Genomic DNA, 24237 nt, shown 5'->3' with positions numbered 1-24237 from the left:
TTTCACGTGCTACAATAAATTATATTACGACAGGAGGGTTTTAGAAATGAATACAAACGATTTACTCATTATTAATTTTGAAGAAGTTAGACGCAGAAGTGAAAAGGTTTGGAAAGCAATACCGGAGGAAAAGCTGAAATGGAGACCTGATGAAAATGCATTTAGCTGTGTAGAAATGATTAGGCATGTAGTAGAAGGGGAATTTCTATATCATCAAATTCTGGTGGGCAGAGGAAGTAAAGTATTAAACAATATATTTAATCCATTTGAGGCAAGACTCTTTACAACAGTAGATGATGAATTGGAATTTGCACAGCCATACCGGGATGAATTTATGAAATACATAACGGAAATTCGTGCAATTGATTTAGATAAAATTGAGATTGACCGTTCGGATGTCGGGTATGTAAGAAAATTAGGTGATATGCTGTTGCGAATTGCATATCATGAATCTGTGCATACAGGTCAGCTGTTAAATTATATGAGAACAATGGGGGTTGAACGCCCTAAGATATGGGATTAGATTTATTTCTTAGCTGTGAATACTGGCTTGGATAGAAGCTATATCAGTTAATTTAGTATCAATACCTTTCGATTGAAAATAGTACATTTGCAATGAAATGAGGAATTACTGATTTACAAATGAACTATTAAACAACTTATATATGATATATAATAATTTGGTATATTAATGATCATTAATATACCAAATTATTTATGGAAGAAACAGGGGGATTAATAATGATAACAGAATTATTATCTACCAGGGCAGACGTGAATATTTTGAAGAAAGCCAAGTGAACAATTTTCCAAATAAAGTAAACTTATTGTTTAATAGAGTAATAAATAAATCATAGATTATTTCAAACCATTAGTGTACCTACTATTAGATAGTGCTGTGGTTTTTTTGTTGTAGGACAATTAAAGAGTATTCCTGCATAATAATCCTGTAGTAGAGTAATGAACAGCTGTATTGTACTTCATTTATGATACAATTGTAAGTAACCTCATTTGGAACGATTAAAATATTTTTTTAGAAACTTAAAAGCTGGAGAACTTAGCGCCTTTTTACGAAAAGATGGGAGTGATATGTTTGGATGTGAACAAGAAATTATTGAATAAATCCAGTGTTTTAAAAGAGCAATTAGATAAAAAGAGACCTTTACCTTATGAAGTCATAAAAGATATGAAAGAGGATTTTCACATTAAAAATACGTACCATTCCAACGCAATTGAAGGAAATACATTAACTTTATATGAAACAAAGGCAGTCTTAGAAGATGGTATCACCATTCAAGGCAAATCTTTTCGTGAACACGCCGAAGCGAATAATCATAAAGAAGCGATTGAGTATGTTGAAGAATTAATAAATGATAATATCCCATTGAGCCAGCGTACAATGAAAGATATTCACGCAATTGTGATGCAAGGCATAGATAGAACAACCGCTGGAAAATATAGAAATACTGCAGCTTTGATAACAGGTGCTAATCATACACCTCCATCTCATGAAAAAATACAAGATGAGATGGATAACCTGATGGATCGGTATAAAAAAAATAATGATTTACATCCAGTAGAAAAAGCCGGTCTATTACATGCGAAATTTGTAAATATCCACCCCTTTTCCGACGGCAATGGAAGAACCTCCAGACTATTAATGAATTTTGAATTGATGAAATGTGGGTTTCCTCCAATTACAATTGAAAAAGACGATAGATTCAGGTATTACGAGGTTCTGGATACTTCTGGAACAAAAGGAGATTATGAGCCTTTTATATTGTTTATAGCTGAACGAGCAGTGGATACTTTAGAGAATTATTTAGAGTTTTTAAAGGATATATAAATTGAAAAATAAAAAGATTCATAAAGTGGATAATAATTATAAATTAGAGCACTGAAAAGATAGGGTTATGAAGGCTTTTATCAAACTATATGGTAAAGGTCTTTTTCGTTTGAGAAAAAAATAGATTATTCCAACCTTATTGCTAATCTGCTGCTTACCGGCCTAGTAATTGTTAGTGCTGTAGTTATTGTGGCCATCCCGATTTTGATAATATATGGTTTATCAAATATTTTAGCAGGCTGGAATCTTATTGAAATACGATTCTTTGATAATATTTTCATTAATATTCTTTATTTTGGCGGCTTGCTTTTTCTTTCTTATCTTGTATGAGTAATTTTTGATCTGTTATATCAGCTTATTCTTAAAGTGGCAAAGATGAAAGAAACGAAGAAAGTAATGTTTCTGAGTTATACGGTGCAGCTGCTATGTAGTGTTATTTTTTATAAAAACTTTATTGAGCCTCTTTTTACGAGAATTAATATATCATGGGAAGGAACAGCCATTTTATTCTTCTGCTTGTATTTGTCTGCTTTTGTTATCAGCGAAGATTATAAAATTTTTTCTGATAACAAAAGCTGACACTACCTCGATTTTAAATCAATTGCAGCAGAATCCCTATATTTTGGGATTTTCCTTGACGAATCCAACGCTTCCATGTAAAGTAATCTGTAATTATTCGTATAATTCCATATATTCTTATCCAGAAAGGTGGAGGGACTGGCCCGTTGAAGCCTTAGCAGCAGACACTAATTTGTACTGTGCTAATTCCAGAAGCATTTTTGCTTGAAGATAAGAAGAGATTTTACTATACCAAACCTCTTCTATTTTCAGAAGGGGTTTTTTAATTGGATTATAGAATGAAGATAGCAGGTAGAGAGGAAGGGGTATTCGATGACAATATCAACAGAAACAAAAAATACACGAGCTCCGTTCAGAGCAGATCATGTAGGGAGCTTTCTCCGTCCCCAGCGTTTAAAGGAAGCTCGCGCGCAAAAAGCAAAAGGAGAAATCAGTCCTGAACAATTGCGGCAGATTGAAGATGAGGAAATTATCAAACTGGTAGAACAGCAGAAGGAAGCCGGTCTTCAATCAGTGACAGATGGCGAGTTTCGCCGTGCATGGTGGCATTTTGATTTTCTGGAAGGCTTAGATGGTGTAGAAGGTTACACCGCTGAACAAGGTTTACAGTTTACGGGAGTAGAAACCAAAAAGCGGGGTATTAAAGTAACAGGTAAAATTGGTTTCAGTGACCATTATATGCTTGAGCATTATAAATTTCTTCATGGTATTGCCGGAGATGCTGTTGCCAAATTTGCGATTCCAAGTCCGAATATGCTTTTTTTTCGGGCGGATTTTGAAGAAGGTATTTATGAAAGTGATGAAGCAATTATCGATGACCTGGTTACTGCTTATCAAGGAGGCATTCAGGCATTATATGATGAAGGCTGCCGCTACTTACAACTGGATGATACTTCCTGGGCAACCTTTTTCTCAGAAAAGGGGAGAAACTCTTTGATTGAAAAAGGAAGAGATCCCGAGAAAACAGCGGAATTATGTGCAAGAGCAATTAATGAATCGATTGCAAACAGACCGGATGATATGCTGGTGACGATGCATATTTGCCGGGGAAATTTTCAGTCTACCTATATGTCAAGCGGCGGTTACGAAGCCGTGTCAGAAACCATTTTTGGAGGTCTGCAGGTTGATGGACTTTTCCTGGAATTTGATGATGATCGCTCGGGCGGATTTGAACCACTGCGTCATGTGAACCGCGATGATTTATATATTGTGCTTGGGCTTATCACTTCTAAATTCAGTAAACTGGAAGATCCAGCGGCTGTTAAAGCAAGAATAGCAGAAGCTGCGGAATATGTACCGTTGAATCAGCTTTGTTTGAGCCCTCAATGCGGGTTTGCTTCCACAGAGGAAGGGAATTTGCTGACTGAGGCGCAGCAATGGGGAAAAATCCGCCATGTTGTTCAAATAGCGGAAGACGTATGGAAATAAATTTTACTAGAAAAAGGGGACTTGGAGAGGTGAGCTTTCCAAATCCCCTTTTTACATGTTATTTTACATATATTTATAGCGGCGCTTATTTTGAATGGGGAAAGACATTAATATAATTTTTTGATATATTAGAAATGTACAATAAGAATATTCAGCTATTTTTAATGGATAATATAACTTAATAAGGTGGTATAAAATGGAGATTCGCAGTTTAATAAGCTCTGATTATGATGTCTTGGCTCCAAGGATAAATGATTGGTGGGGCGGCCGTGATATGGCAGGTATGCTGCCTAAATTATTTTTCAATCATTTTAAAAATACAAGCTTTGTGGCAGAAGAAGATAGTGAAATTATAGGTTTTATAATCGGTTTTTTGTCCCAAGATCAATTAGATGAAGCCTATATTCATTTTGTTGGTGTACATCCGGATTACAGGAAGAAAAATATTGGAAAAGTCCTTTATGAAAAATTCTTCGCCAAGGTTAAAATGGCAAATCGAAGTGTCATCCGCTGCATCACTTCACCAGTAAATAAAACGTCAATTGCCTTTCATCAAAGAATGGGATTTGTTATTGAACATGGAGATAAAATAGTAGACGGGGTGTCTGTAAAGGCGAATTATGATGGATTGAATAATGATAGAGTTTTGTTTAAAAAAGAGCTGGAGTAAATCCTTTTTAAACGAATATATAAGAATTTATTTAAGGTAATAGCAATGAGATAATATTTTAAAATATTTGTCGAAAAAAGGAGAGTACTATGTCACCTAAACTACAAATTAGTTCAATAGATTCTTATATTGACGAGACAGTTATCATAAAAGTAATTGGATGTTCAGAAAATGCAAAAGTATCCATCTATGCGACAACATATGATGAAGAGCAAAAGCAGTTTTGTTCTTATGCAATATTTATTGCAGGTCATGAAGGTGTTGTTGATGTATCCTCGCAAAGGCCAGTGGAAGGCACGTATGATAAAGTGGATGCCTCGGGCTTATTCTGGTCTATGGAGCATGCAGATTCCAAATGGGGAGATTATTATGAAAAGAGCAGTTCGAACAAGGTATCAATCACTCTGAGTTTAAATGTAGATGGGAAGGAGCAAGGTTCTGTAACCATTAACCGATATTTTTATATGGATGGTGTTTCAAAGGAAGTTGTTCAGCATAACCAGCTGAAAGGAACGTTATTTCATCCAGAAGAAAAGGGACATTATCCAGCTGTTTTAGTGCTAAGTGGATCAGATGGCGGAATACAGGAGCACGCAGCAGCTTTATTAGCCTCTAAAGGATATACAGCATTTGCATTGGCTTATTTTGGGGCAGAAGGAACGCCAAAAGACCTTGAGGAAATATCGTTAGAGTACTTTCAGGAAGCAACGACATGGTTGAAAAACCACCAATACGCGAACGGGACCGTAAGCCTAATTGGTTATTCAAGAGGAGGAGAACTTGCTCTGCTTTTAGCAGCGACGTTTGATAACTATCAATCTGTCATTGCAGGTGCTCCTAATGCCTATATAACACCAGGAATGAAAAATGGTATTTTTGCTCCTGTAACATCGTGGGTTTTTAATCAGGAAGCTTTGCCCACTGTGAAGTTTAAATACCCTCTTTCCGTGATGCTTTCTACAATAAAGAACTGGTTAACCAAGAATCCTGTCTCTTTTTTAGCTATTTGGAATAATACATTGAAGAACCAGGAGAAAACAGCAGCAAGAATTCCGGTCGAGAATATTCAAGCCCCCGTTATGTTAATAGCTGGTGGAGATGATCAGCTATGGCCTTCCAGCCATTGTGTAAAAATGATGGAAGATACACTAAAGAATTTAAAGAGGCCGTATCAAGATCAATATTTATATTATGAAGAAGCCGGACATTTCATATCTTTTCCATATAGTTTCGTTAATCTGCCAGCTAATGTAGTTATGCAGGTGGGTGGTAATATGACGATGACATTTGGTGGATCAAAATCAGCAAATACAGCTGCAGCAAAGGATTCCTGGGAAAAAATACAGAGATTTCTAACAGAAAACAGTAGAAATTTATAATGTTTATATTAATTGGAGGAAATTAAATGATACGAAAACTGACAAAAGAGGATCACGTAAAAGTAATGGAGTTGATTGAGCCAAAAGCTGCAGAAAACTTATTTATAATCGGTGATATAGAAGCGTTTGGCTACGATTCTGATGTGCAAGATGTCTGGGGACAATGGGAACAGGGTAATCTAATCGCTGTTCTCCTGCGCTATCGTGAGAATTACATAATTTATAGCGAAACGGAATATGATCTGAAAGGGTTTGCGGAGATTATTAACAGCTATAAGCAACGATGTAATTTTAGTGGTTTGAAGTATATTGTGGAGCCATTATTACCATATATTGATAAAGTTACCCGTGTACATAGAGAAATGTATTATGCAGCTTGTGAAGAAATAAGCTATGCGGTGAATTTGGAACAAACAAAGCAGGTAGAGTATCTGAAGCCTGCTGATTATGAAGAGAATATAAAAATGCTGGCGTCCGTTCCTGAATTTGCAGCCAGTAACGTAACAATTGAAACAAGGGAGAATGAGGAGAAAAATAAAACTGGGCGTACCTATTTTATTCGTGATGAAAAAGGGACAATGGTTGCATCCGCGTCTACAACTGCTGAGAATTCTCATTCTGCAATGATCGTTGGTGTATGTACACGCCCAGGATACGAACGACAGGGTTTTGCAACGAAATGCATGGAGAAGTTATGCATCACCTTATTGGCAGAAGGAAAATCACTTTGTCTTTTCTATGATAATCCGGCGGCTGGAAATATTTATAAACGGTTAGGATTTGAAGATATCGGCATGTGGTCAATGCTTCGTTATGAAGCAGAATGAAAATACTGCTTTTATTAAAATAAAATAGGGAGATGGAAGCTGTGAAAATTATTTCATTTGAAAAAGAATATGGAGCATTCATAGATACAAAGACAACGAAGTTTACCTCCAATCGGATTTTAATGGATGCCAATGAGATTCGAATGGGATATATGTATCTTGGGAATGATGATAAAATTCCATTTCATGAGGCGCTGGCAGATCAGCTTTTCATGATTGTATCTGGTGAAGGCTGGGTCTGCGGTGAGGATGAAAATAGAATTTCACTGTCTTCTGGAAAAGCTGCTTTTTGGAAAAAAGGAGAATTTCATGCTGCCGGCACAGATTCTCAGATGAGTGCTTTAGTTATAGAGGGAAAGAATTTAAATTCCCAGAAAGTGCCTGTTTTAAAGAATGTAATTACAAGTTATTAATCTGCTAACCATTTTCCTGATAAAAAAAATGTATACTTAGATATTTAATATGCGTTTCTTTATTTTTGTCGGAGAAAATATGAAAGAAGATACTTTTCAAAAGTAAGAGTAAAAGGTTATTGTAAACTTGTTATTTCAGGAAATGCTTTATATGCAGCTGCTCATTTTAGACAAGAGTATATGCATTTAAAGCATCTTTTGTATTTCACTTTGAGTTACTTCTACATAGTACGAAAGCATTTCTGCCTCTGTTGAACTGCTTATAACTTTATGATATAAATAATAAACAATGAATATTTTTTAGTTATAAAATAAATGTGAAAATTTCATTTTAGAATACATTTATATGAATATAATGGAGGCAGATTGATGGCATTTCATATTGGAACTAACATAAGAAAAAGAAGGCTGGAATTAGGTCTTACCCAGAAAGAGCTTGCTTCTGATATATGTACACAGGCACAAATCAGCAATATTGAAAAAGGTGCTTTAAATCCTTCAAGCCTTGTTTTGTTTGAGCTGAGCAAAAGGCTATTGGTTGATATGAATTATTTCTTTGAGACCGATCCTGTAAAGTCCAACGAGCATTTTATTGAAATAAAAAACATGATAAAGCAGTTAAAAGCACAAAGAAACTACGCTTCTATTAAATATATAGTAGATAATGAGCTGACGGTTAATGCAAATAGATATGCTCCTTATGAACATCGCTATTTATTATGGCATAAAGGTATTTCGCTTTATCATTTAACTAATAACTTTGAGGAAAGTGTGCGGCTGCTGAAGGATTTATTGGTTGAAGAAAACACTGCTTCTGATAAACTGCTGAATATTAATGTGAAAACAAGTATTGCCAGCATATATCAGGATGAAAAAAATTATGATAAAGCTTACCAGTTATATAAAGAAGTCTGGAACCAGTTAGAGGAAATGGAAGGAATAGATGATTTTGAAACAGAGCTGAAAATTCTTTTCGGTTTATCGCAGACGCTAACTTACTTAGGGGAATACAACGAATCAAAATTGTATAGCTTACAGGCGATATCTATTTGTGTGGAAAGAAATACGCTCTATATGCTTCCGGACAGCTATTATCAGACTGGTAATAATCTGGTGAAATTAAATAGAAAAGAGGAAGGATTGGACTATATCCAAACTGCTAAGACTTTGTTTGAGGTTCAGGGAAACACGAATATGGTGAATATTGTGAAGGGAATTTTGGAGGAGCACAAATCTATATAGGGATGTGTATTGTGTGTGAAATAATGTAAAAAGATGAATATTGCTACAGATAAACATAAAGCGGATAGAGTCAATGTTTTCTATCCGCTTTATTGTATATCATGCAATGTTCAGTTTTAAATACTTTTCAATTTCTGCTGTCAAAAATACCTCTATTTGCTCTCTATTATCGCAGGTCAGCAAATGGATACAATCTGAATATTTATCTTTGACAGCATCTATTATCTTGTTATCTGTCCCTTTGTATATTGTTCCTATAATTAACGCAGATGAACTCTTCAATAAAGCTTCTAAAATCTTTCTATATTCATCAGACAATACTTGCATCGGGCCGATTTCATCAATAATAAGTATGTGCTTCCCGAAGACAGATTCCATATGCAGTAAATCCTGTGCCATTTGATCAATAGCTGCAATATCTACACCGTAATTGCCCATTTTATTTTCTGCCCAGTGCTTGGAAGCAATTTGTTTAGCATATCTACTTAATAATACAGTTGTAAAACCAATTCTTTGAGAATTTTCGGTAACTTCCTCCGTTATCAGACCATAAAAATACTCCTGGTTAAATCTTGATATTAGATTTTTAACTAAGGTAGATTTTCCAACTCGCGGTTCGCCAGTTATTAAAAATATATTTCGCATTGAATATCCCTCTTTCATTTAATTATCAATGAAATCATTCCTGTTCTTGCGGGAGGGGACTTTTTTAACAGACACTTTCCTGCCAATTTTTTTTAGAGCTGACAGTTTATCATTCAATAATATACATTTTTTCAATAATATTTTTAACCTCTTCATCATCGCCGGGATCGATGTAGACTAATTCTGGATTTTCAAGCATATCTCTCATTTCCTCTTTGACGTCTTCTAAATCAATATCATCAGGGCGGGGTGTGCCTCCATACCAGCGGTTTCCGTATGGAATGTTATAGACATTAATTGTGCCGTCGCCGTTGCCGCTATATGTTACCATGCCATCTACAATACGAGAACCAGATACTTGAATAACATCCTTCGTGTAGCTGACATCATTCTCCTCATCATTTGGATCAAGCGGTGTACCGGCTGGAACATGATCTACATATAATTCATTGATATCCTGATTTGGTCCAAGCTGCAGCCAAACGCGGGCATATTCAATTTCTTCGGGGGAATAGCTGGATAATGCATTATCTTCGTCTTCTTCTGAAGAGCTGCCATTACTTTCTTCGTTTTCAACTGAGCTGTCGTCAGAAGAATCTGTTTCCGATTCTTCACTTGAATTATTATCAGAATCATTCTCAGCAGTATTCTTATCAGATTCATTCTCATCTTCTGCTGCATTTGGTTCTTCAGTCGTTTCATTTGGTGCTGAATCATTACTGCCGCTCTCGTTTGTATTATCAGAGCAGGCAATCAGTACAAAGGTGATGGACAGAAGTAGAAGACCGCAGCAGGTAAATTTCATTCGTTTCATCATTTTACAACCTTTCCTTTCTTTTGATTGAAAATTGCAATAATCTTATAAATCCTAATTCAATAAATAAGGAAACATGATAAATTAATCATAAAGTATTATAGTTGAGTTGTAAAACTTCGGAAGTCAAAGTAAATTTAGCAAAAAAAATCAAATAGTGGTTTACGGTGGATGAAAATAATGGTAAAGTTACTTTAAGTTTAGAACGGAGGTGAAAAAGAATGGATGTAATAGCTGTGAGCACAGGTGAAAAAACTGAATATACGATTGTTTTCACCTGTGTAATTATGCTTGTTTTGCTGACAATGGGAGAAGCCTGTCCAATTTTAGCAAAATAAGTATGTTTCACAGCTGATTAACTATTCTTTTTCATTAATTTGACGGGGAGACTGTTCGTTAATCGAGCAGTCTTTTTTTGGTGTTCTTAAATAAAAAATAAAACGCTGTCCCCCTCTTATTATGTGGAAAAAGATTTTGCAGAAAAGAGGAATCGTTATGCTATTTAAAAATAAAAACTTTCAATTTTTACTCTGGTCAAGAATTTCATCAAATATTGGTGACAGCATTTTCTATATTGTTTCCATGTGGGCGATTTTAGAAATAAGCAGATCTCCAATATTAACAGGGGTGGCTGGATTTCTATTTACACTGCCTTCTATCTTCAATGTGCTTTTAGGTCCGTTAATTGATCGCAGTCATCCAAAAAAATTATATATTTTTGCAAGTATCATACAGGCGCTTCTCTTAGGAATCATTTTATTTACCTTGGGAATTGGTGAAATGAATGTATGGATGTTACTTTTTATTATTCTCCTATTAACCATTTTTTCTGAAGTTGTATATCCAATTGAAAATGTCCTGATACCAAAGGTTGTAGAAAAAGGTCAGTTAGTTAAAGCAAATTCTGTTATGTCTGTGGCTTATCAAGGGTTAGATTTTGTTTTTAATGGTTTATCTGGCATTCTGATTGGACTTTCTTGCAATCACAGTGCTGTATGGATTGAATTTATTATTTTTTCTTATTCCAATATTTTTAATGATGCTATTAAAAATAAATATTTCAAGAGGAAAAAAAGAGAGTAAGGATAAAGGAAACAGTTATAAAGAGGAATTGCTGGAAGGCTTGAAAGTGGTTAATCATCCTTTGCTTCGGGCATTCCTGGTTCCGTTGACGATTATTAACTTTTTATTTGCCATGATTCTTGTAACGCTACCGTCCTTTGCAAATCAATATGGGAATGGTCCGTCAACATATGGTTTGACAATCGCATTCTTAGGCTTAGGTTCAATGCTGGGTGCTTTATTTATAGATAATTTCAGGACAAAACAGCGATTAGGTATAATGATGTCTGCCGGATTTATATTATCTGGATGCACTTGGCTTTTGATGGTGTTCAGCATTCAGCTGTCAGAAATTATTTTTTATATTTTATTGGCTATATCCTATTCATTTATTGGTGCCATCAATGTTCTGTTTACAGTTCTTTTTCAAAAGCTTCCTGAAGAAAAGATGCTGGGGCGGGTGAATACAGCTATTGAAAGTATTATTAGTTTTGCAATGCCTATAGGTTCACTGGCTGGAGGTTTTTTAACAGAGCTTGCATCACCCATTTTTGTACTATGTTTATTTGGGATAGGCTTAATTATTTTAGGAGGTTTTTACTTGTTTAATCGAAGTATTCAAAGCCTGCCAGATATTGATAAGGTGGAAAAGCTGGAGTGGTAAAGAGTAAATAGGTTATTGAGACAGGGAAGCATTCACTTGAAAGAGGGATGCTTCTTGCAATAAAAAAGCTGAGTCAAAAATTAATGCATTGACTCAGCTATTTTTACAAAGATATTATCTTTTTCGTTTGTTTTTCTTATTATCCAAGTTTAAGAATTCACTATTTTCACTTGCAAATTCTGTATCATTACCTGTTTTATTATGCTTATTGCGATTATTTTGTTTCCCTTTATCCTTGTTTCGATTTTTATTTTGTTCGGACATGATTGCACCTCCTGTAAATATTCAGGGTGAATTCTATCACCAATGAAGTTAGTTTAACCATATAATTGTAAATTATAAGCTATAAATATCCTGCCAGAAATTCATTGAAAAGTGGTCATCCATTAGAAAAAAAGTACGATCTGTGGCATAATAGTATATCGAACGAATGTTTCTAATAAGGTAAAAATAATAATGGAAAACAGACTGAAATTGCGTTACAGGAAAGGCGATGAAATTGATATGGGAGTCCAATTAATATTAGCGGAAAAACCATCCGTCGCAAAAAATATTGCAGACGCATTAAAAATAAAAACAAAGAAAGATGGCTATTTTGAAGGGAATAACTATATCATTACCTGGGCATTTGGCCATCTTGTTGAGCTGTACGATGCAAAGGACTATGACGGGAAAATGCGAAGCTGGAAAATGGATAATTTTCCTTTTATCCCATCTGAATTTAAATATAAGGTGAAAAGCAATTCCAGAAATCGGGCACAGACAGATGGCGGAGCTGCAAAACAGTTAAAAACAATCCACTCTCTGATGAAGCGTAGTGATGTAGAAACAATTATTTCCGCCTGTGATTACGACCGGGAGGGGCAGCTAATCGCAGATAGTATCATCTACCGGGGCGGGAAGAAACCGAAGGCTGCGGTATATCGCCTGCTTTTAAACGAATGGACGCCAAATGAAGTATTACAGGGATTGGAAAATCTCAAGCCGAATACTGCGATGCAGCCATTACGGGATGCAGGAGTCAGCAGGCAATGGGCTGATTGGGTCATTGGCATTAATCTGACATCTGTTGCTACATTAAAATATCAGCAGGGAAAAAGTAAAGCTTTAAATATAGGCAGGGTTCTTCTTCCGACATTAAAAATTATCTATGATCGAGATCAGGAGATAAAAAATTTCAAACCCGAGGATTATTTTAAACTGACAGCAACATTTCAGACGGCAGATAATCAGGAATATGAAGGTATTTTTACAGAAAAGAAAGAGGATAAATTTAAGAAAAAAGAATTATTGGAGCCGATTCACGAGGCCATTCAAAACAAACGGGCTATCATTACAGATAAACAAGTGGAGAAGAAAAAAGAATTCCCGCCATTTTTATTCAATTTATCCAACCTGCAGGGTTTTATAACGAATAAGTACAAGGGATGGACTTCTGATAAGGTGCTAAAGGTGGCCCAATCACTTTATGAGAAGAAGCTGATTACCTATCCGCGAACCTCCAGTATTGCATTAGAAGAGAGCTTAGTTGGAAAAACAGCCCATGTGTTAAAAGTGCATTCTGAGGAGCTGCCTTATAAAGATGAAATTAAATTTATGAAAACAAAGCGTGTTTTTAATAACGCGAAAGTGGAAAGTCATAGTGCAATTATTCCGACCTATATGAAACCGAAACGACTTTCAGCGGACGAAGGAATCGTGTATACAGCAATTAAAAACCGCTTTATTATGCAATTTATGCCAATTGCCGAATATGAAGAAACAAAGCTGATTACAAAAATTCTGGATGTGGATTTATCTGGTGTGTTCCATTCAAAAGGGAAGGTCCAGCTTATTGAAGGCTGGAAAAAAGTAGAGAAAATCCAATCAAAGGATACATTACTGCCAGTTGTAAACAAGGAGGAGCTTGTAGATGTGACAGATTCTGAAGTCAGTTCCCATGTAACAAAGCCTCCAAAACACCATACGGAAAGAACCCTGCTGCGTGTTATGGAAACATGCGGGAAAAGTTATAAAGAGGATGAAAGCGAAGAACTGCTGGGCAGTATTTTAACTGGATTCAGTATCGGTACAGCTGCAACAAGAGCGGAAACCATTAAAAAATTGAAGGATGTAGGATATATTACAACGGAAAGTAAACATTTGCTTTGCACAGAGCTTGGCAATCGTCTTGTTGAGACCTTTCCCGTAAAAAATCTGTTTGACTTAGAATTCACCGGACGTCTTGAAAAAGGGTTATCAGATATTCAAAAAGGAAAAGCGAGTAAACAGGAGTTTCTCCGAGTTGTTTTTGATTTCACAACGGAGTCTGTTGAAACAATTAAAGGTGGAGAAGACGTTATCATTAATAAAGTGGTCTCCACACGGGCAACCAATGAAGTACTGGGGACATGTCCAGAGTGCGGCGGTAAGGTGACCGATGGTTATAAAGCCTTTAGCTGCAGTAATTGGAAGAAAGGTTGTTCCTTTGCGATTTGGAAAAATGATAAATTTTTAGCCTCGATGCGGAAAAAGCCGACGAAAACAATGGTGAAAAAACTATTGAAAGAGAAGAAAGTCTTTGTGAAGGGTTTGACAAGTAAAAAAGGAAAGAAATTCAATGCTTATTTAAGCTATGAGAAGAATAAGGAAAATGACTATTATAGCTGGAAAATGGAATTCACCAAATGAAATAACCTGTGAAGGTTGTGCGCATTCCTAAGTTTTCAAGCTTTTAACCGGGATATAGTGTATAATGGAAGGTAGAGGTAGCATTATTTTAATAAACGGAGATATAAAGAATTGTATTTGCCATGCTAAATTTTCCTCTAGACAGGATGCCCAACATGAAAAAGGTTATCGTAAGCACAAAGGAAAATCTGGATTATGGTACATTAATATGGATTTACGCAAATAACCGCAAAGTATATCGCAGCAGTAAAAGTATTAATGCTGATACGCCATTCCATCGTTACGATTCGCATTATATGGGAATGGTTGAAGAGCTGTACAGAGATCAGGAAAAACATCCCATCTTATTTAAAAGGATGATTGAGAAATCGGATCGGATTTTTGGTGTATGTCTAAATAAACGCCGTAACGAGGATGGTTCAAAGGATATGAAGGTTCTCTTTTTTTCAGATTGGGACAGTGTACAGGATTTTGCCGAGGATACCTTCCCCAGGCTTTTAAAAGAAGAAGTTAAGAGAAGAAAAGCAGCTAAACAAAAATGGCTGGAAAGAGGAAAGCTATTCTCAGAAAAGAAAAAAATGTCACAATAAATGTTTTGCAGACAGATAAGCTGTCTATGAGGTGTTGTACTTCATGGGGCAGCTTTTTTGTTTATTAAGCAATTCTGTTTTAAGTTAGATTTTTATAAAAAAACAAACATCCAGATTGGCTCCAGATGCTTGCTTTGCCCATGATAATGTTGATTAATCCCTCCAAAGATATACCTTCCCGCTTCGAGGATCATAAAGAAGATCAACAAAATCACCAGGCCTTGGCGGATATAGTAAACTGACAACTTGCTTTACCTCTCGTTGAATAAGGTCATGCTGATAGGTGAACTGAACCTTCATGCGTACCTGTGGCTGCTCATTAATATAGGTACCGGTCTGATTAATTTGCATAATTTTTGCCTGTACTTTGATACCGCCATTATTTAATATGCGTTTTCGTTTCCATTTACTAAGCTTGGAGATTATGAAGATAATTATCATAATAAGCAACGGGATACCTACCCAAAAAGTAATAATTATAGTGAATGTTTGACCAGCTGAATCTTCACGGATATATTGCAGTAATCTGTCCTTAGAAAAAGTATCTGAATCCTGCGTGAGTTTTTCTGCTTGCTGCTGTTTTTCTTCTGCTAATGAAAGATAGCTTTTCTCCACCAATTCCGGTGTTAACCATTCGCTAACTGATGGGTCTGCTAAATTGACAGATATGGCAGCTCTATCCGAAGCGATATAAAGCTCTTCTTCAGTTACCTGTGCAAAAAATGCATCATTATTATAATCGAAAGACTGCTCCTGCAGCCTCTCGGTCAAGTCCACCACCAGCTCTTCACCAGATTGATTAAAAACATAACCAATTAATGCAGATGATTCATCGACAGATTCTCTCCCAATGACCAGGGTCAGATTTGTATCAATCTGAAATAGACTTGGGTAATAAATTGGCTCTGGTGTCGGGATTTCATTTTGTACGGTATGTGTATGAATATCGTATTGAACAAGCTGATTATCAGCAATACGTATAACGGTTGATTCTTTACCTTGATAGAGCTGGGAAACAGCTTCTTCCTCTGTTTCCCAAAAACTCATCGCCTCTGGGATAAGGAATCTTTCCTCTGCTTTTGGCGATAAGGTCAGCATAAATTGTGATTGATCATATAAGCTAAGCTCCACAGCAGGCAATAAATCTGTAAACGTGCTGGAATAATATAGTTTAGCATCTACAAGATCAACAATTTGTTCATTTTCCGTTAAGTTTATCTCCTCCAATTGCAATTCATGAATGCTGTATAAAGAGAAGCTCCCATCACCCTTTTTTCCAAGTAAATAGATTGTACCCTGATGGCTGAGTACATGACTCTCCAAGTACCCATCTGCATGAATTTCCGGAATATCCAATTCTTTTAATTCTTTACCAGATTCATAATAATAGCCCTTAATAATACTATTATCATCAGCTTTTGTAATAAAGACTAATCCATCTTTTTGATAGGATACAAATGAACGCATAAATATATCGCTGTTAAGCTGCTCTGTTTGAACAATTGTATTGGCGTCAGGGTCCACTTCCTCCAGCAAAATAGTACCGTCTGTTGATCTGGCTGTTAAACCATGACCGTTTGGTAAAATATAATATTCCAAAATTTCATTTACATTCTCACCCAGTGTTTCTGCTTCATGGATTAATTGGTCTATCTGTTCCTTTTCGGGTTGAAATTCTGTATAGCCTTTAAAAAACATAAATCCTATAATGATAAAAGGAATCAAAAAGGGAATAGAAAAGAAAATCCAGCCTTTTGAAAAAGAAGTATTATTTTTTTGTTTTTTTGCCATTTTTCTTATCTCCTGCATGATTTGATATAAGAGGATGTTCAAAAAGTCCAATAAAGATGGCACTGCAATAAGAGGATTTTCTACTAATAACGCCTGTGTTGCGTGGGCGATGTAGAAGCCACTGCATCCTGTGGAAGTCCGTTCGGAAAATGCCAGTCGCCTTGAACTTCTTGATTCTATTTATCGGACTTTTTGAACACGTAATATAAACAATATTATTCTAGCATATTTGATTAGATTTTATTGATTTACTTTGGATATATTTAAATAATGATTTGTTTTTTAATAGCAGGATGTGTAAAAAAACAGTATACTAAAAAATAGCATTTATTATTTAAATTTTCTGGATTTTGTATGTTTATTGAATTGTCTTTAACAAAACAGAAGAGGGGGGCATTACGATTGGATAGAAAATACAATGATTTAATTGGAGATATGATTAAAGAGAATGATTACAGTTATGAAAAGAACTTGCCGGGTAAGGGAAAACCTTTATCGAAGGATTATATTCAGAAGGATACTTTTCAACACTTTCAAAAAATAGCAAAGGACGCAGGCTATTTGCCGCCATGGTTGAAGCTGCAAAAGGAAATCGGCTTATTAGTGCAGGATGCACAGACAGAAGGGGATATCAAAAAAATTAACAAGCAGATTAAAAAGCATAACCGAATATGCCCGGCGCCATTGCAAAAGAAATTTGTCAGCTTAGCAAATCTGGAAGCAGCGAAGAAAGAATGGTAATCATAAATAAAAACTGGACCTGCAGGATGTAGCTTAACCTTGCAGGTCCAGCTGGACTTCTCTTATACTTATTCCACTTTCTTTCCTTTTTTATAAACGATTTTATCGCCTTGAACAGCTTTTATATTCTCTAGCGGGTTTTCTTCAATAATAATAAAATCAGCAAGCTTGTCTGCTTCAATGGAACCGGCATAATCGTCGATTTTTAACAGCTCTGCTGCATTAACGGAAGCGGATTGTAATGCTTGCAATGGCGTTAAGCCGGCCTCGACCATATGTTCAAGCTCCTCGGAAGATCCATTTTCAAAATCATTATAAGCGGTTCCGGAATCAGTTCCCATTGCAATTTTAACTCCAGCTTTTGCCGCTTTGCCGATACTTACAATATGTGCTTCCTGAACAGCGAGAGATTTTTTAACCATAAAATCAGGTAATTTGTCCGGATGCTGATTAATCGCCCATGGCGCCATTAGTGTTGGCACGAGATAGGTATCGTTTTCCAGCATCATTTGTATCGCTTCATCGTCAAGATAAATTCCATGCTCAATGGAATCTACACCAGCACGGATTGCGTTCTTGATTCCTTCTGTTCCCTGGGCATGGGCACAGGCTGTATAACCTTTATGATGTGCTTCATCCACCGCCGCACGCATTTCATCTACACTCAGCTGAATATCATGCGGTGTTTCTCCATCAATGCTTACGCCGCCGGTAGCCATTAATTTAATGTTTCGTGCACCATTTTTAATATTGGTACGAGCATTTTTACGAAGCTCGTCAACACCATCAGATTCGAGTCCCAATTCAACACCGTGTCCGCCGGTCATCACAAGCGCGGGACCGGATCCGATAATTCCTGGTGCTGTAATTTTATTTTCTTTTTCTAAATTAGATAATTGTAAATCAATGTTGTCAGAAGAACCGACATCACGTATATATGTGACTCCATTTTTTAAAAGCTTGTTTAAGTTATCCACCGCAATATAAGTATTTACAACTGCTCCTGTTTTGACAGCATTCACGGAGGATAGACCGCCAATTTTGAAGAAAGGATCTAAAACAATATGTGTGTGGGCATTAATTAAACCTGGCATCACATATTTTCCTTTCAGGTCAATGACTTTATCTGCTGCTTTTGTTTCTTGATTGATAAATCGACCTGATTCTGTATCCACCGCAAAGTCAATTGCTTCAAAATCTGTGTTTTTGCCGGTAAATACTTTAGCGTTTTTAAATAAAATCGTAGTCATTCTTGTCTCTCCTCATGATTGGTTTTTCTAATGTTGTATGAAAAATTTTAGAATACAAATAAATATATCATAAAAAAAGAGAGAATTGTGGGAATTTGTCTTAGAATTATTTTCTTGAGGAATTATTTACATGAAAATTAAAAAAGCAAAAGACACCCCTCAATTGGTCCACTGTAAAAGCAGTGAACCAATGAAAAGATGCCTCTATAAAAGCAGCTCTATTCTTCTCTGTCTGTCCAGTTCCAAAGTCTTGTTTCATCCAGCTGCAATGCATAGATTTCGTCATTTTCCCGCAGTTTTAGCAGTTCTTTTGTCGGTCCGGTGACAACCACACCATAATGATTGATCCCGTTCTCTTCAAAATATTGTATGGTTTCATCGATATGCAAATCATCCCAAACATATTTATTAGCCAGCTTTTCGTGGTTTGACAGGAAATGTAGTACTTTAAAAAATTGCTCATGCAGTATTTTACTGTCTCCATACTCATAAGTGGGAGAGGAGCTCGTTTCAGAAACAGTTCCTGAACCAAACCAACCTTTTTCTTCCTGTCTTTCTACGGTATGCATATCCTCCTCCAGCCAGATAGGACTGGCTGGAAATCCAAAAAAGAATGGATCGGGACTAGAAATAAAATCAATTTCATACTCATCCGACATGTCACCTTTTTGAACTCCGAACCAAAGAATTTCTAAATTATAGTTATCGAAGAGTTCATATACTTCATCTGTTTCAAGAAACTCATTGAAAGAAATATAAGCAGAGGATACTGTTCCTTCCGGTAAATTTTCAAGCTGCTCCCAATCAGAGTATTGTGCCTCTTCCTCACCAGGCAGATAAAAACCTGGCGATGCGGAATTGGCATTTGTAAATAAAGTATCATCCTGCCCTCTTAAATAAGAAAAGAAGAAGGACGATTTAGATTGACCGACTTCAAATATTTCATCTCCAACCTGTTTTCGCTTTGTTGTTTCTACATCCAATCCAAAGAATAAACCGCCCTGTGCTGAAGAATAGGACAAACTGCCATAGGGGTCTGTCAGTGCGGAAGTATAATCATTAACATTCATGATGATTTCTGATCTGTCCGGTGTCCCCCAGGAGTAATAGATGCCGGTACCTATCATGCTAATAAATAAAACACCAATAAATATAATAAAAACGAAAAAAGTTGTCTGAATCCGGGCTTTCCATTTTCCTCTTCGCAGGATTTTCTGCTCTTTTTTATTGAAAGAATTATTATTATTCTGCTTTTCTCCATTTTCAAAGATATTTTCCAGTGTATCGAGTTCCTTTTCAAATGCTTTTCTCTCTTCTTCTGTTAACTCGCCTTTTTCGTAGGCCTGTAATTTTTCTTCAAATGTTCTTTTCATTGGTTTTCATCCTTTCTCTGTCTGATTGCCTGTCTTCCGCGAAACAGCAATATTTTAAAATGACCGAGTTTTACATCCATTATCTGCGAGGCTTCTTTATAAGATAGCTCATGAATATCATGAAGAATAATAGCGGTCCGCTGTTTATCCGGCAGCTGGTCAATGAGTGCTAAAACTTCTTGTACCTCTTCGCTTAAAATAAGCTGATGATGAATGTCTACTTCATTTTTCTGTAGTTGCTGAAAGAAGTCCGTATCTGTAACGACATTTTTTCGATGCCTTCGATAATAATCAATATAAGTACGATAAGCTACGGTAAATAGCCAGGATTTTACGTTTTCATTATGATAAAATTCCAGATACAGATAAGCCCGCAAAAATGTTTCCTGCACCAGATCTTCAGCTGTATAATGGTCGCGGCTCAGAGAAAGAAGGAAGTGATAAACATCTCGAAAGTATAATTGATAAACCTGATCAATCGATTTCATGTGTTCCTCCTTTCCATCTACACATAACACGTTTCAAATTAAAAAAAGTTACAGATTTATTTCAAGTTTAGTAAAATAAAATATATAATTGCCAGAGTGGTATTATATATAGCAGCATTACCGTATTTCAACGATTGTCAGCTATTATGCGATAAATCCGTTAAAAACTTTGATACGATTAAAAGAATATATAAAATGAAAGCAGATTGAAACCTTATTACAAATAAAATTCCTATGTTTTAGAGGGAGAAAAATGAATGAACAAAGTAAAAGAAATAAAATTGCCTGGGAGTATAGAGCTTATGAGTATTGGAATAAAAGATATGGAACGCCTCAAAAATTAGCTGGACAGATAGTGGAGAATCCGATTGCTCAATTGAAGAAGCATAAGGATTATTTTAAGCATATAGAGGGGAAGAAGGCTGCCAATCTCTGCGGATCTAATGGCAGAAAAGCAGTTCCAATTGCTTTACTAGGCGCAGACGTTACTGTATTTGATATCTCAAAAGAAAATAAGCAGTATGCCTTGGAGCTTGCAAGATATGCCAAAACCAATATTGATTATATTGTGACGGATATTTATGAAATTGACTTATCTGCGTATCAGAACTATTTTGACGTACTATATCTGGAGGGCGGGATTTTGCATTATTTTGATGATATTGAAAAATTGATGAGCATACTTTACGCACTTTTAAAAACGGATGGGAAAATGATTTTGAGTGATTTTCATCCGTTAAGAAAATGTGTCTTGGCTGATAGTAAAAAGATAAGTTACTTTGAGAATAAGCATCTCCAATTAGGTGACTTAGCTTATAAAGATTTTTTGATGAAGCTGAGCAGACTGATTTTCCCAGTGTATCTGTCCGTTTATATACATTAAGTGACATTATTAATGCTGTTATCGGCTCCGGTTTTCAGCTTAAAAAATTTGATGAACACCGCGGCTGGGGTGGCGAGGATATACCTTGGGAATTTACGATACTTGCGAAAAAGTATAAATAAAAAATTCATCAACCTAAAAGGGGAAACAAAATGATCATTTCTACAATTATATTAGGCTGGTCAGGTATTATATTATTTCTTATAACTGCATTTATATTTCCGAAAATGGCCAAAAATAACGAATTTGCTTTTATCCATTTTTTATTGGCATGGATGTATGCCTTTTGGCTTCCTGTTCCTTTAGTTTTAAATCAGTTGCTGGATTTTGACTATCTGCAAATAGGGATTATTTTTGGATTTATCTATTTGTTTATGCTGATTATTACAATGGTTCTTCAAACGGGTCATATTACATATATCGTAAAGAATAATACCGGACAGGCAATTACTGATAAAGAGAGTAAATATATGATGGCAACACTGTCTGACCCATTTGAAGCTTTTGCGAATGTTTTTAAAAGTATATGGGCATTATTTTTAGCGATTGGTTTTTGGAATAATGGAGAATATGTGATGGGATGCCTTATGATTTTATTTAGTTTATTTGGCGTTTATTATTTATTTCTGATTCTGAATAATATCTTAGTAACCCCCGTAAAGCTATTTGCTAAAGTAAAACCGAATGTTTATGTAACTAACTTGGAGACCTTTCTCTTCTTTTTAATTTTACTGATCTATATAACCTAATTGGTTCAAAGATTTTTTTACTATTTAATTACCGCAATATCTGATTGGAGTGAACACCTATGAGTAACCCGGTTATTCTGATACTCACCAAGGAAATTGATCTTTATTATACGTTTCGCGATAATATCCGGGAGGTTTTCGGAAATGAAATCCGGCTGCGCAGCAATCATTTTTTACCGGTTCATCTGGAGGATGTGGATTTAATCCTGTCTTCGGCCCCGGATAGCCTGGTTGAGGATTTTATTGATTTTGAGAAGACAAAGGCACCTATGCTGATTGCCAATCGATCTATTGATTTTAAAAAGCTGGAAAAATTATTTGAATTGCCTAAAGCGACACGATGTCTGCTTGTCAGCAATGATGAGGCTATTGCTTATGAATCTGTAACGATGCTGAAGTATTTGGGCTTTGACTACTTAGACTTTTACGCGTACTCCCCTGATATGGAGAATCCTCCTGATATGAAAGGCATTGATGTGGCGATTACACATGGATTAGCAAACCTTGTCCCGGCAGAGCTGGAAGCAGTTATCGATTTAGGAAACAGACGTCTTGATCTGAGTACACTTTTTGATATTTCAAAAATTCTTAAGTGTAATTTTGATCATGCTCATCATATAACGATGGGCTATGTGAAAAATTTTGCTCGAATTGGCAGAGAGCTTGCTAATTCTGTCCGAAACGAGAATTATATTAACTCCAGTTTGCAAGCTGTTCTCAATGCTGTTCAGGATGGTGTTGTTTTTATTGACAGTGGAGGACATGTTTCTTTATTTAATGAAGAAGCGGGCAATATTTTAGGAATAGACGGACAGGATGTCTTACATAAGCACTATGCGGATGTGTTACATGAATTTCAAATTGATAAAGTTATGGAGACAAAACAGCCAATTCCCAGGCAACTGATTCAAGTACATGGAATGAACCTATTAGTTACGCTAAATCCGATTTTGCTTGATGAGGCTTTTTCGGGAATTGTTCTTGTTTTTCAGGATGTAACGCATGTAGAACGGATGGAGCAGGAGATAAGGAAAAAGAAGCTGCAAACAGGATTAACCACAAAGTATTCCTTTGATGACAACATTGGCAACGGCCATATGATTACGGAGACACAGCATATAGCGAAAAGGTTAGCCAGAAGTGACTATACCATACTAATCACCGGAGAAAGCGGAACAGGAAAAGAGATTTTTGCACAATCTATTCACGAGTATTCTTCCAGAAACAAAGGTCCTTTTGTGGCAGTAAACTTCGCAGGGATTTCCGAATCGCTCGCAGAAAGTGAATTATTCGGCTATGAGGAAGGAGCTTTTACAGGAGCAAGAAAAGGTGGGAAAGCTGGCCTTTTTGAGTTAGCGCAAAACGGGACAATTTTCCTGGATGAAATAGGGGACGCGCCACTGAAAATTCAAGCTGCTATTTTAAGGGTATTGCAGGAAAGACAGGTGATGCGGGTCGGAGGAAATAAAGTTATCCCAATTAACGTCCGGATTATTGCTGCAACTAATAAAAACTTAGAGGAGATGGTCAGAAATGGAGAGTTCCGTGATGACTTGTTTTACCGTTTAAACCAATTGCCATTAAGGATACCTTCTTTATCCGAAAGAAGGGAAGATATTCCAGATTTAATAAAGTATTTCTTAGCACAGAAAAATAGCCAGTTGAACTTTCCATCGGATGTTATGGAGCAGCTTTCCTCTTATAGATGGCCGGGAAATATCCGGGAATTGGAAAGTCTGGTTACTTATTTGTCAGTTATTGTGAACGGGCCGGAAGTGAGTCTGGCTGATTTACCATCCAAAATGAAGGATAATCTGTTTACAGATGTCCAGACGGATAAAATAATCAGACTGCTTAAGCACTCAGGAGATATAAATCTTTTTAAGAATATTCTAGAATGCTTATCTATTACAGAGAACGAGAATACAGGTATTGGCCGTTCAACATTACAGGCAATGCTTTCTGATAAAATTTCTGAAAGTAGACTGCGTACAAAATTGGAAGTGCTTAAAAAATACGGTTTAATAGAAACTGGAATAAAAAAGCAGGGAACAAGAATAACGGAGCTCGGAGCAAAAATGATAAAACTTATTTAAATTTAGGAGTGTTTATAGGGTTGTTTTGGTCCTATAA

Annotated in this window: 23 protein-coding genes and 1 riboswitch; of the genes, 16 read left to right on the top strand and 7 right to left on the bottom strand. The window is 36.0% G+C overall.

The annotated features are described in order from the left end of the window. Window positions 1-46 precede the first annotated feature (46 nt). From OSO01_RS03315 to OSO01_RS03280, 8 genes are all read left to right on the top strand, one after another. Window positions 47-523 (top strand): DinB family protein, encoded by a 477-nt coding sequence (locus OSO01_RS03315; RefSeq protein ID WP_147208699.1) that lies wholly within the window; start codon window positions 47-49, stop codon window positions 521-523. Window positions 524-1099: 576 nt separating this feature from the next. After that, window positions 1100-1846, top strand: coding sequence for a Fic family protein (locus tag OSO01_RS03310; RefSeq protein ID WP_246145018.1), 747 nt, complete (start codon window positions 1100-1102; stop codon window positions 1844-1846). Between the two features lie 693 nt (window positions 1847-2539). Further along, a riboswitch (SAM riboswitch) is annotated at window positions 2540-2642 on the top strand. A gap of 95 nt (window positions 2643-2737) precedes the next feature. Further along, window positions 2738-3853 (top strand): 5-methyltetrahydropteroyltriglutamate--homocysteine S-methyltransferase, encoded by a 1116-nt coding sequence (locus OSO01_RS03305; protein ID WP_147208693.1) that lies wholly within the window; start codon window positions 2738-2740, stop codon window positions 3851-3853. 196 nt (window positions 3854-4049) lie between these two features. Further along, window positions 4050-4523 carry a GNAT family N-acetyltransferase gene (locus OSO01_RS03300; protein WP_147208690.1) on the top strand — a complete coding sequence of 158 codons (474 nt, stop codon included), beginning with the start codon at window positions 4050-4052 and terminating at the stop codon, window positions 4521-4523. A gap of 89 nt (window positions 4524-4612) precedes the next feature. Further along, a complete protein-coding gene (locus OSO01_RS03295) occupies window positions 4613-5902 on the top strand; it encodes an acyl-CoA thioester hydrolase/BAAT C-terminal domain-containing protein (protein WP_147208687.1) in 1290 nt (429 codons plus the stop codon). A 26-nt stretch (window positions 5903-5928) separates the two neighbouring features. Continuing rightward, on the top strand, window positions 5929-6729 hold the full coding sequence (locus OSO01_RS03290; protein WP_147208684.1) for a GNAT family N-acetyltransferase: 801 nt from the start codon (window positions 5929-5931) through the stop codon (window positions 6727-6729). A 41-nt stretch (window positions 6730-6770) separates the two neighbouring features. Next, window positions 6771-7142 carry a cupin domain-containing protein gene (locus OSO01_RS03285; protein ID WP_147208682.1) on the top strand — a complete coding sequence of 124 codons (372 nt, stop codon included), beginning with the start codon at window positions 6771-6773 and terminating at the stop codon, window positions 7140-7142. Window positions 7143-7511: 369 nt separating this feature from the next. Further along, entirely contained in the window at window positions 7512-8384 is an 873-nt protein-coding gene (locus tag OSO01_RS03280) for a helix-turn-helix domain-containing protein (RefSeq protein WP_147208680.1), read from the top strand. A gap of 99 nt (window positions 8385-8483) precedes the next feature. Here OSO01_RS03280 and OSO01_RS03275 read toward each other — a convergent pair whose 3' ends face one another. After that, window positions 8484-9029: a nucleoside-triphosphatase gene (locus OSO01_RS03275; RefSeq protein WP_186813539.1), complete on the bottom strand. Its 546-nt coding sequence runs from the start codon at window positions 9027-9029 to the stop codon at window positions 8484-8486. A 109-nt stretch (window positions 9030-9138) separates the two neighbouring features. Then, window positions 9139-9846, bottom strand: coding sequence for a YdeJ family lipoprotein (locus OSO01_RS03270; protein ID WP_147208674.1), 708 nt, complete (start codon window positions 9844-9846; stop codon window positions 9139-9141). 492 nt (window positions 9847-10338) lie between these two features. On the opposite strand from OSO01_RS03270, the gene OSO01_RS23890 reads away from it, so the two are divergent. Further along, the gene (locus OSO01_RS23890) at window positions 10339-10926 is read left to right on the top strand and encodes an MFS transporter (RefSeq protein WP_186813538.1); all 588 of its coding nucleotides are present in this window, start codon (window positions 10339-10341) and stop codon (window positions 10924-10926) included. Beyond that, entirely contained in the window at window positions 10880-11569 is a 690-nt protein-coding gene (locus OSO01_RS23885; protein ID WP_147208669.1) for an MFS transporter, read from the top strand. Before OSO01_RS23890 ends, OSO01_RS23885 begins: the two co-directional genes overlap by 47 nt. Window positions 11570-11683: 114 nt before the next feature. Here the strand turns inward: OSO01_RS23885 and OSO01_RS23215 are convergent, their stop codons facing one another. After that, the gene (locus OSO01_RS23215; protein WP_175297047.1) at window positions 11684-11833 is read right to left on the bottom strand and encodes a hypothetical protein; all 150 of its coding nucleotides are present in this window, start codon (window positions 11831-11833) and stop codon (window positions 11684-11686) included. Window positions 11834-12025: 192 nt separating this feature from the next. Between OSO01_RS23215 and OSO01_RS03255 the strand changes: the two genes are divergently transcribed. Both OSO01_RS03255 and OSO01_RS03250 read left to right on the top strand, forming a co-directional pair. Continuing rightward, on the top strand, window positions 12026-14239 hold the full coding sequence (locus OSO01_RS03255; RefSeq protein ID WP_246145012.1) for a DNA topoisomerase: 2214 nt from the start codon (window positions 12026-12028) through the stop codon (window positions 14237-14239). Between the two features lie 155 nt (window positions 14240-14394). Continuing rightward, window positions 14395-14829, top strand: coding sequence for a hypothetical protein (locus tag OSO01_RS03250; protein WP_147208666.1), 435 nt, complete (start codon window positions 14395-14397; stop codon window positions 14827-14829). Window positions 14830-14982: 153 nt separating this feature from the next. Here the strand turns inward: OSO01_RS03250 and OSO01_RS03245 are convergent, their stop codons facing one another. Then, window positions 14983-16620, bottom strand: coding sequence for a hypothetical protein (locus OSO01_RS03245; protein ID WP_147208663.1), 1638 nt, complete (start codon window positions 16618-16620; stop codon window positions 14983-14985). Window positions 16621-17022: 402 nt separating this feature from the next. Between OSO01_RS03245 and OSO01_RS03240 the strand changes: the two genes are divergently transcribed. Further along, window positions 17023-17361 carry a DnaJ family domain-containing protein gene (locus OSO01_RS03240; RefSeq protein WP_147208660.1) on the top strand — a complete coding sequence of 113 codons (339 nt, stop codon included), beginning with the start codon at window positions 17023-17025 and terminating at the stop codon, window positions 17359-17361. Between the two features lie 68 nt (window positions 17362-17429). Here the strand turns inward: OSO01_RS03240 and OSO01_RS03235 are convergent, their stop codons facing one another. The 3 genes from OSO01_RS03235 to OSO01_RS03225 all read right to left on the bottom strand — a co-directional run bounded on the left by OSO01_RS03235 (window position 17430) and on the right by OSO01_RS03225 (window position 20472). Beyond that, window positions 17430-18611, bottom strand: a complete 1182-nt coding sequence (locus OSO01_RS03235) for a metal-dependent hydrolase family protein (RefSeq protein ID WP_147208658.1) — start codon at window positions 18609-18611, stop codon at window positions 17430-17432. Window positions 18612-18829: 218 nt separating this feature from the next. Beyond that, window positions 18830-19984, bottom strand: a complete 1155-nt coding sequence (locus tag OSO01_RS03230; protein WP_147208655.1) for an anti-sigma factor — start codon at window positions 19982-19984, stop codon at window positions 18830-18832. Next, window positions 19981-20472, bottom strand: coding sequence for a sigma-70 family RNA polymerase sigma factor (locus OSO01_RS03225; RefSeq protein WP_147208652.1), 492 nt, complete (start codon window positions 20470-20472; stop codon window positions 19981-19983). The genes OSO01_RS03230 and OSO01_RS03225 overlap by 4 nt, the downstream gene beginning before the upstream one ends. A gap of 253 nt (window positions 20473-20725) precedes the next feature. Between OSO01_RS03225 and OSO01_RS03220 the strand changes: the two genes are divergently transcribed. The 3 genes from OSO01_RS03220 to OSO01_RS03210 all read left to right on the top strand — a co-directional run bounded on the left by OSO01_RS03220 (window position 20726) and on the right by OSO01_RS03210 (window position 24200). Next, a complete protein-coding gene (locus OSO01_RS03220) occupies window positions 20726-21355 on the top strand; it encodes a class I SAM-dependent methyltransferase (RefSeq protein WP_246145011.1) in 630 nt (209 codons plus the stop codon). A gap of 152 nt (window positions 21356-21507) precedes the next feature. After that, window positions 21508-22104: a hypothetical protein gene (locus tag OSO01_RS03215; protein WP_147208650.1), complete on the top strand. Its 597-nt coding sequence runs from the start codon at window positions 21508-21510 to the stop codon at window positions 22102-22104. 59 nt (window positions 22105-22163) lie between these two features. Further along, window positions 22164-24200, top strand: a complete 2037-nt coding sequence (locus OSO01_RS03210) for a sigma-54 interaction domain-containing protein (RefSeq protein WP_147208647.1) — start codon at window positions 22164-22166, stop codon at window positions 24198-24200. The last annotated feature ends 37 nt before the right edge of the window (window positions 24201-24237 follow it).

The sequence above is a fragment of the Oceanobacillus sojae genome, assembly GCF_007991515.1.
In the GTDB taxonomy this organism is placed as follows: domain Bacteria; phylum Bacillota; class Bacilli; order Bacillales; family Amphibacillaceae; genus Oceanobacillus; species Oceanobacillus sojae.
This window is presented reverse-complemented; position numbering and strand designations above follow the sequence as displayed.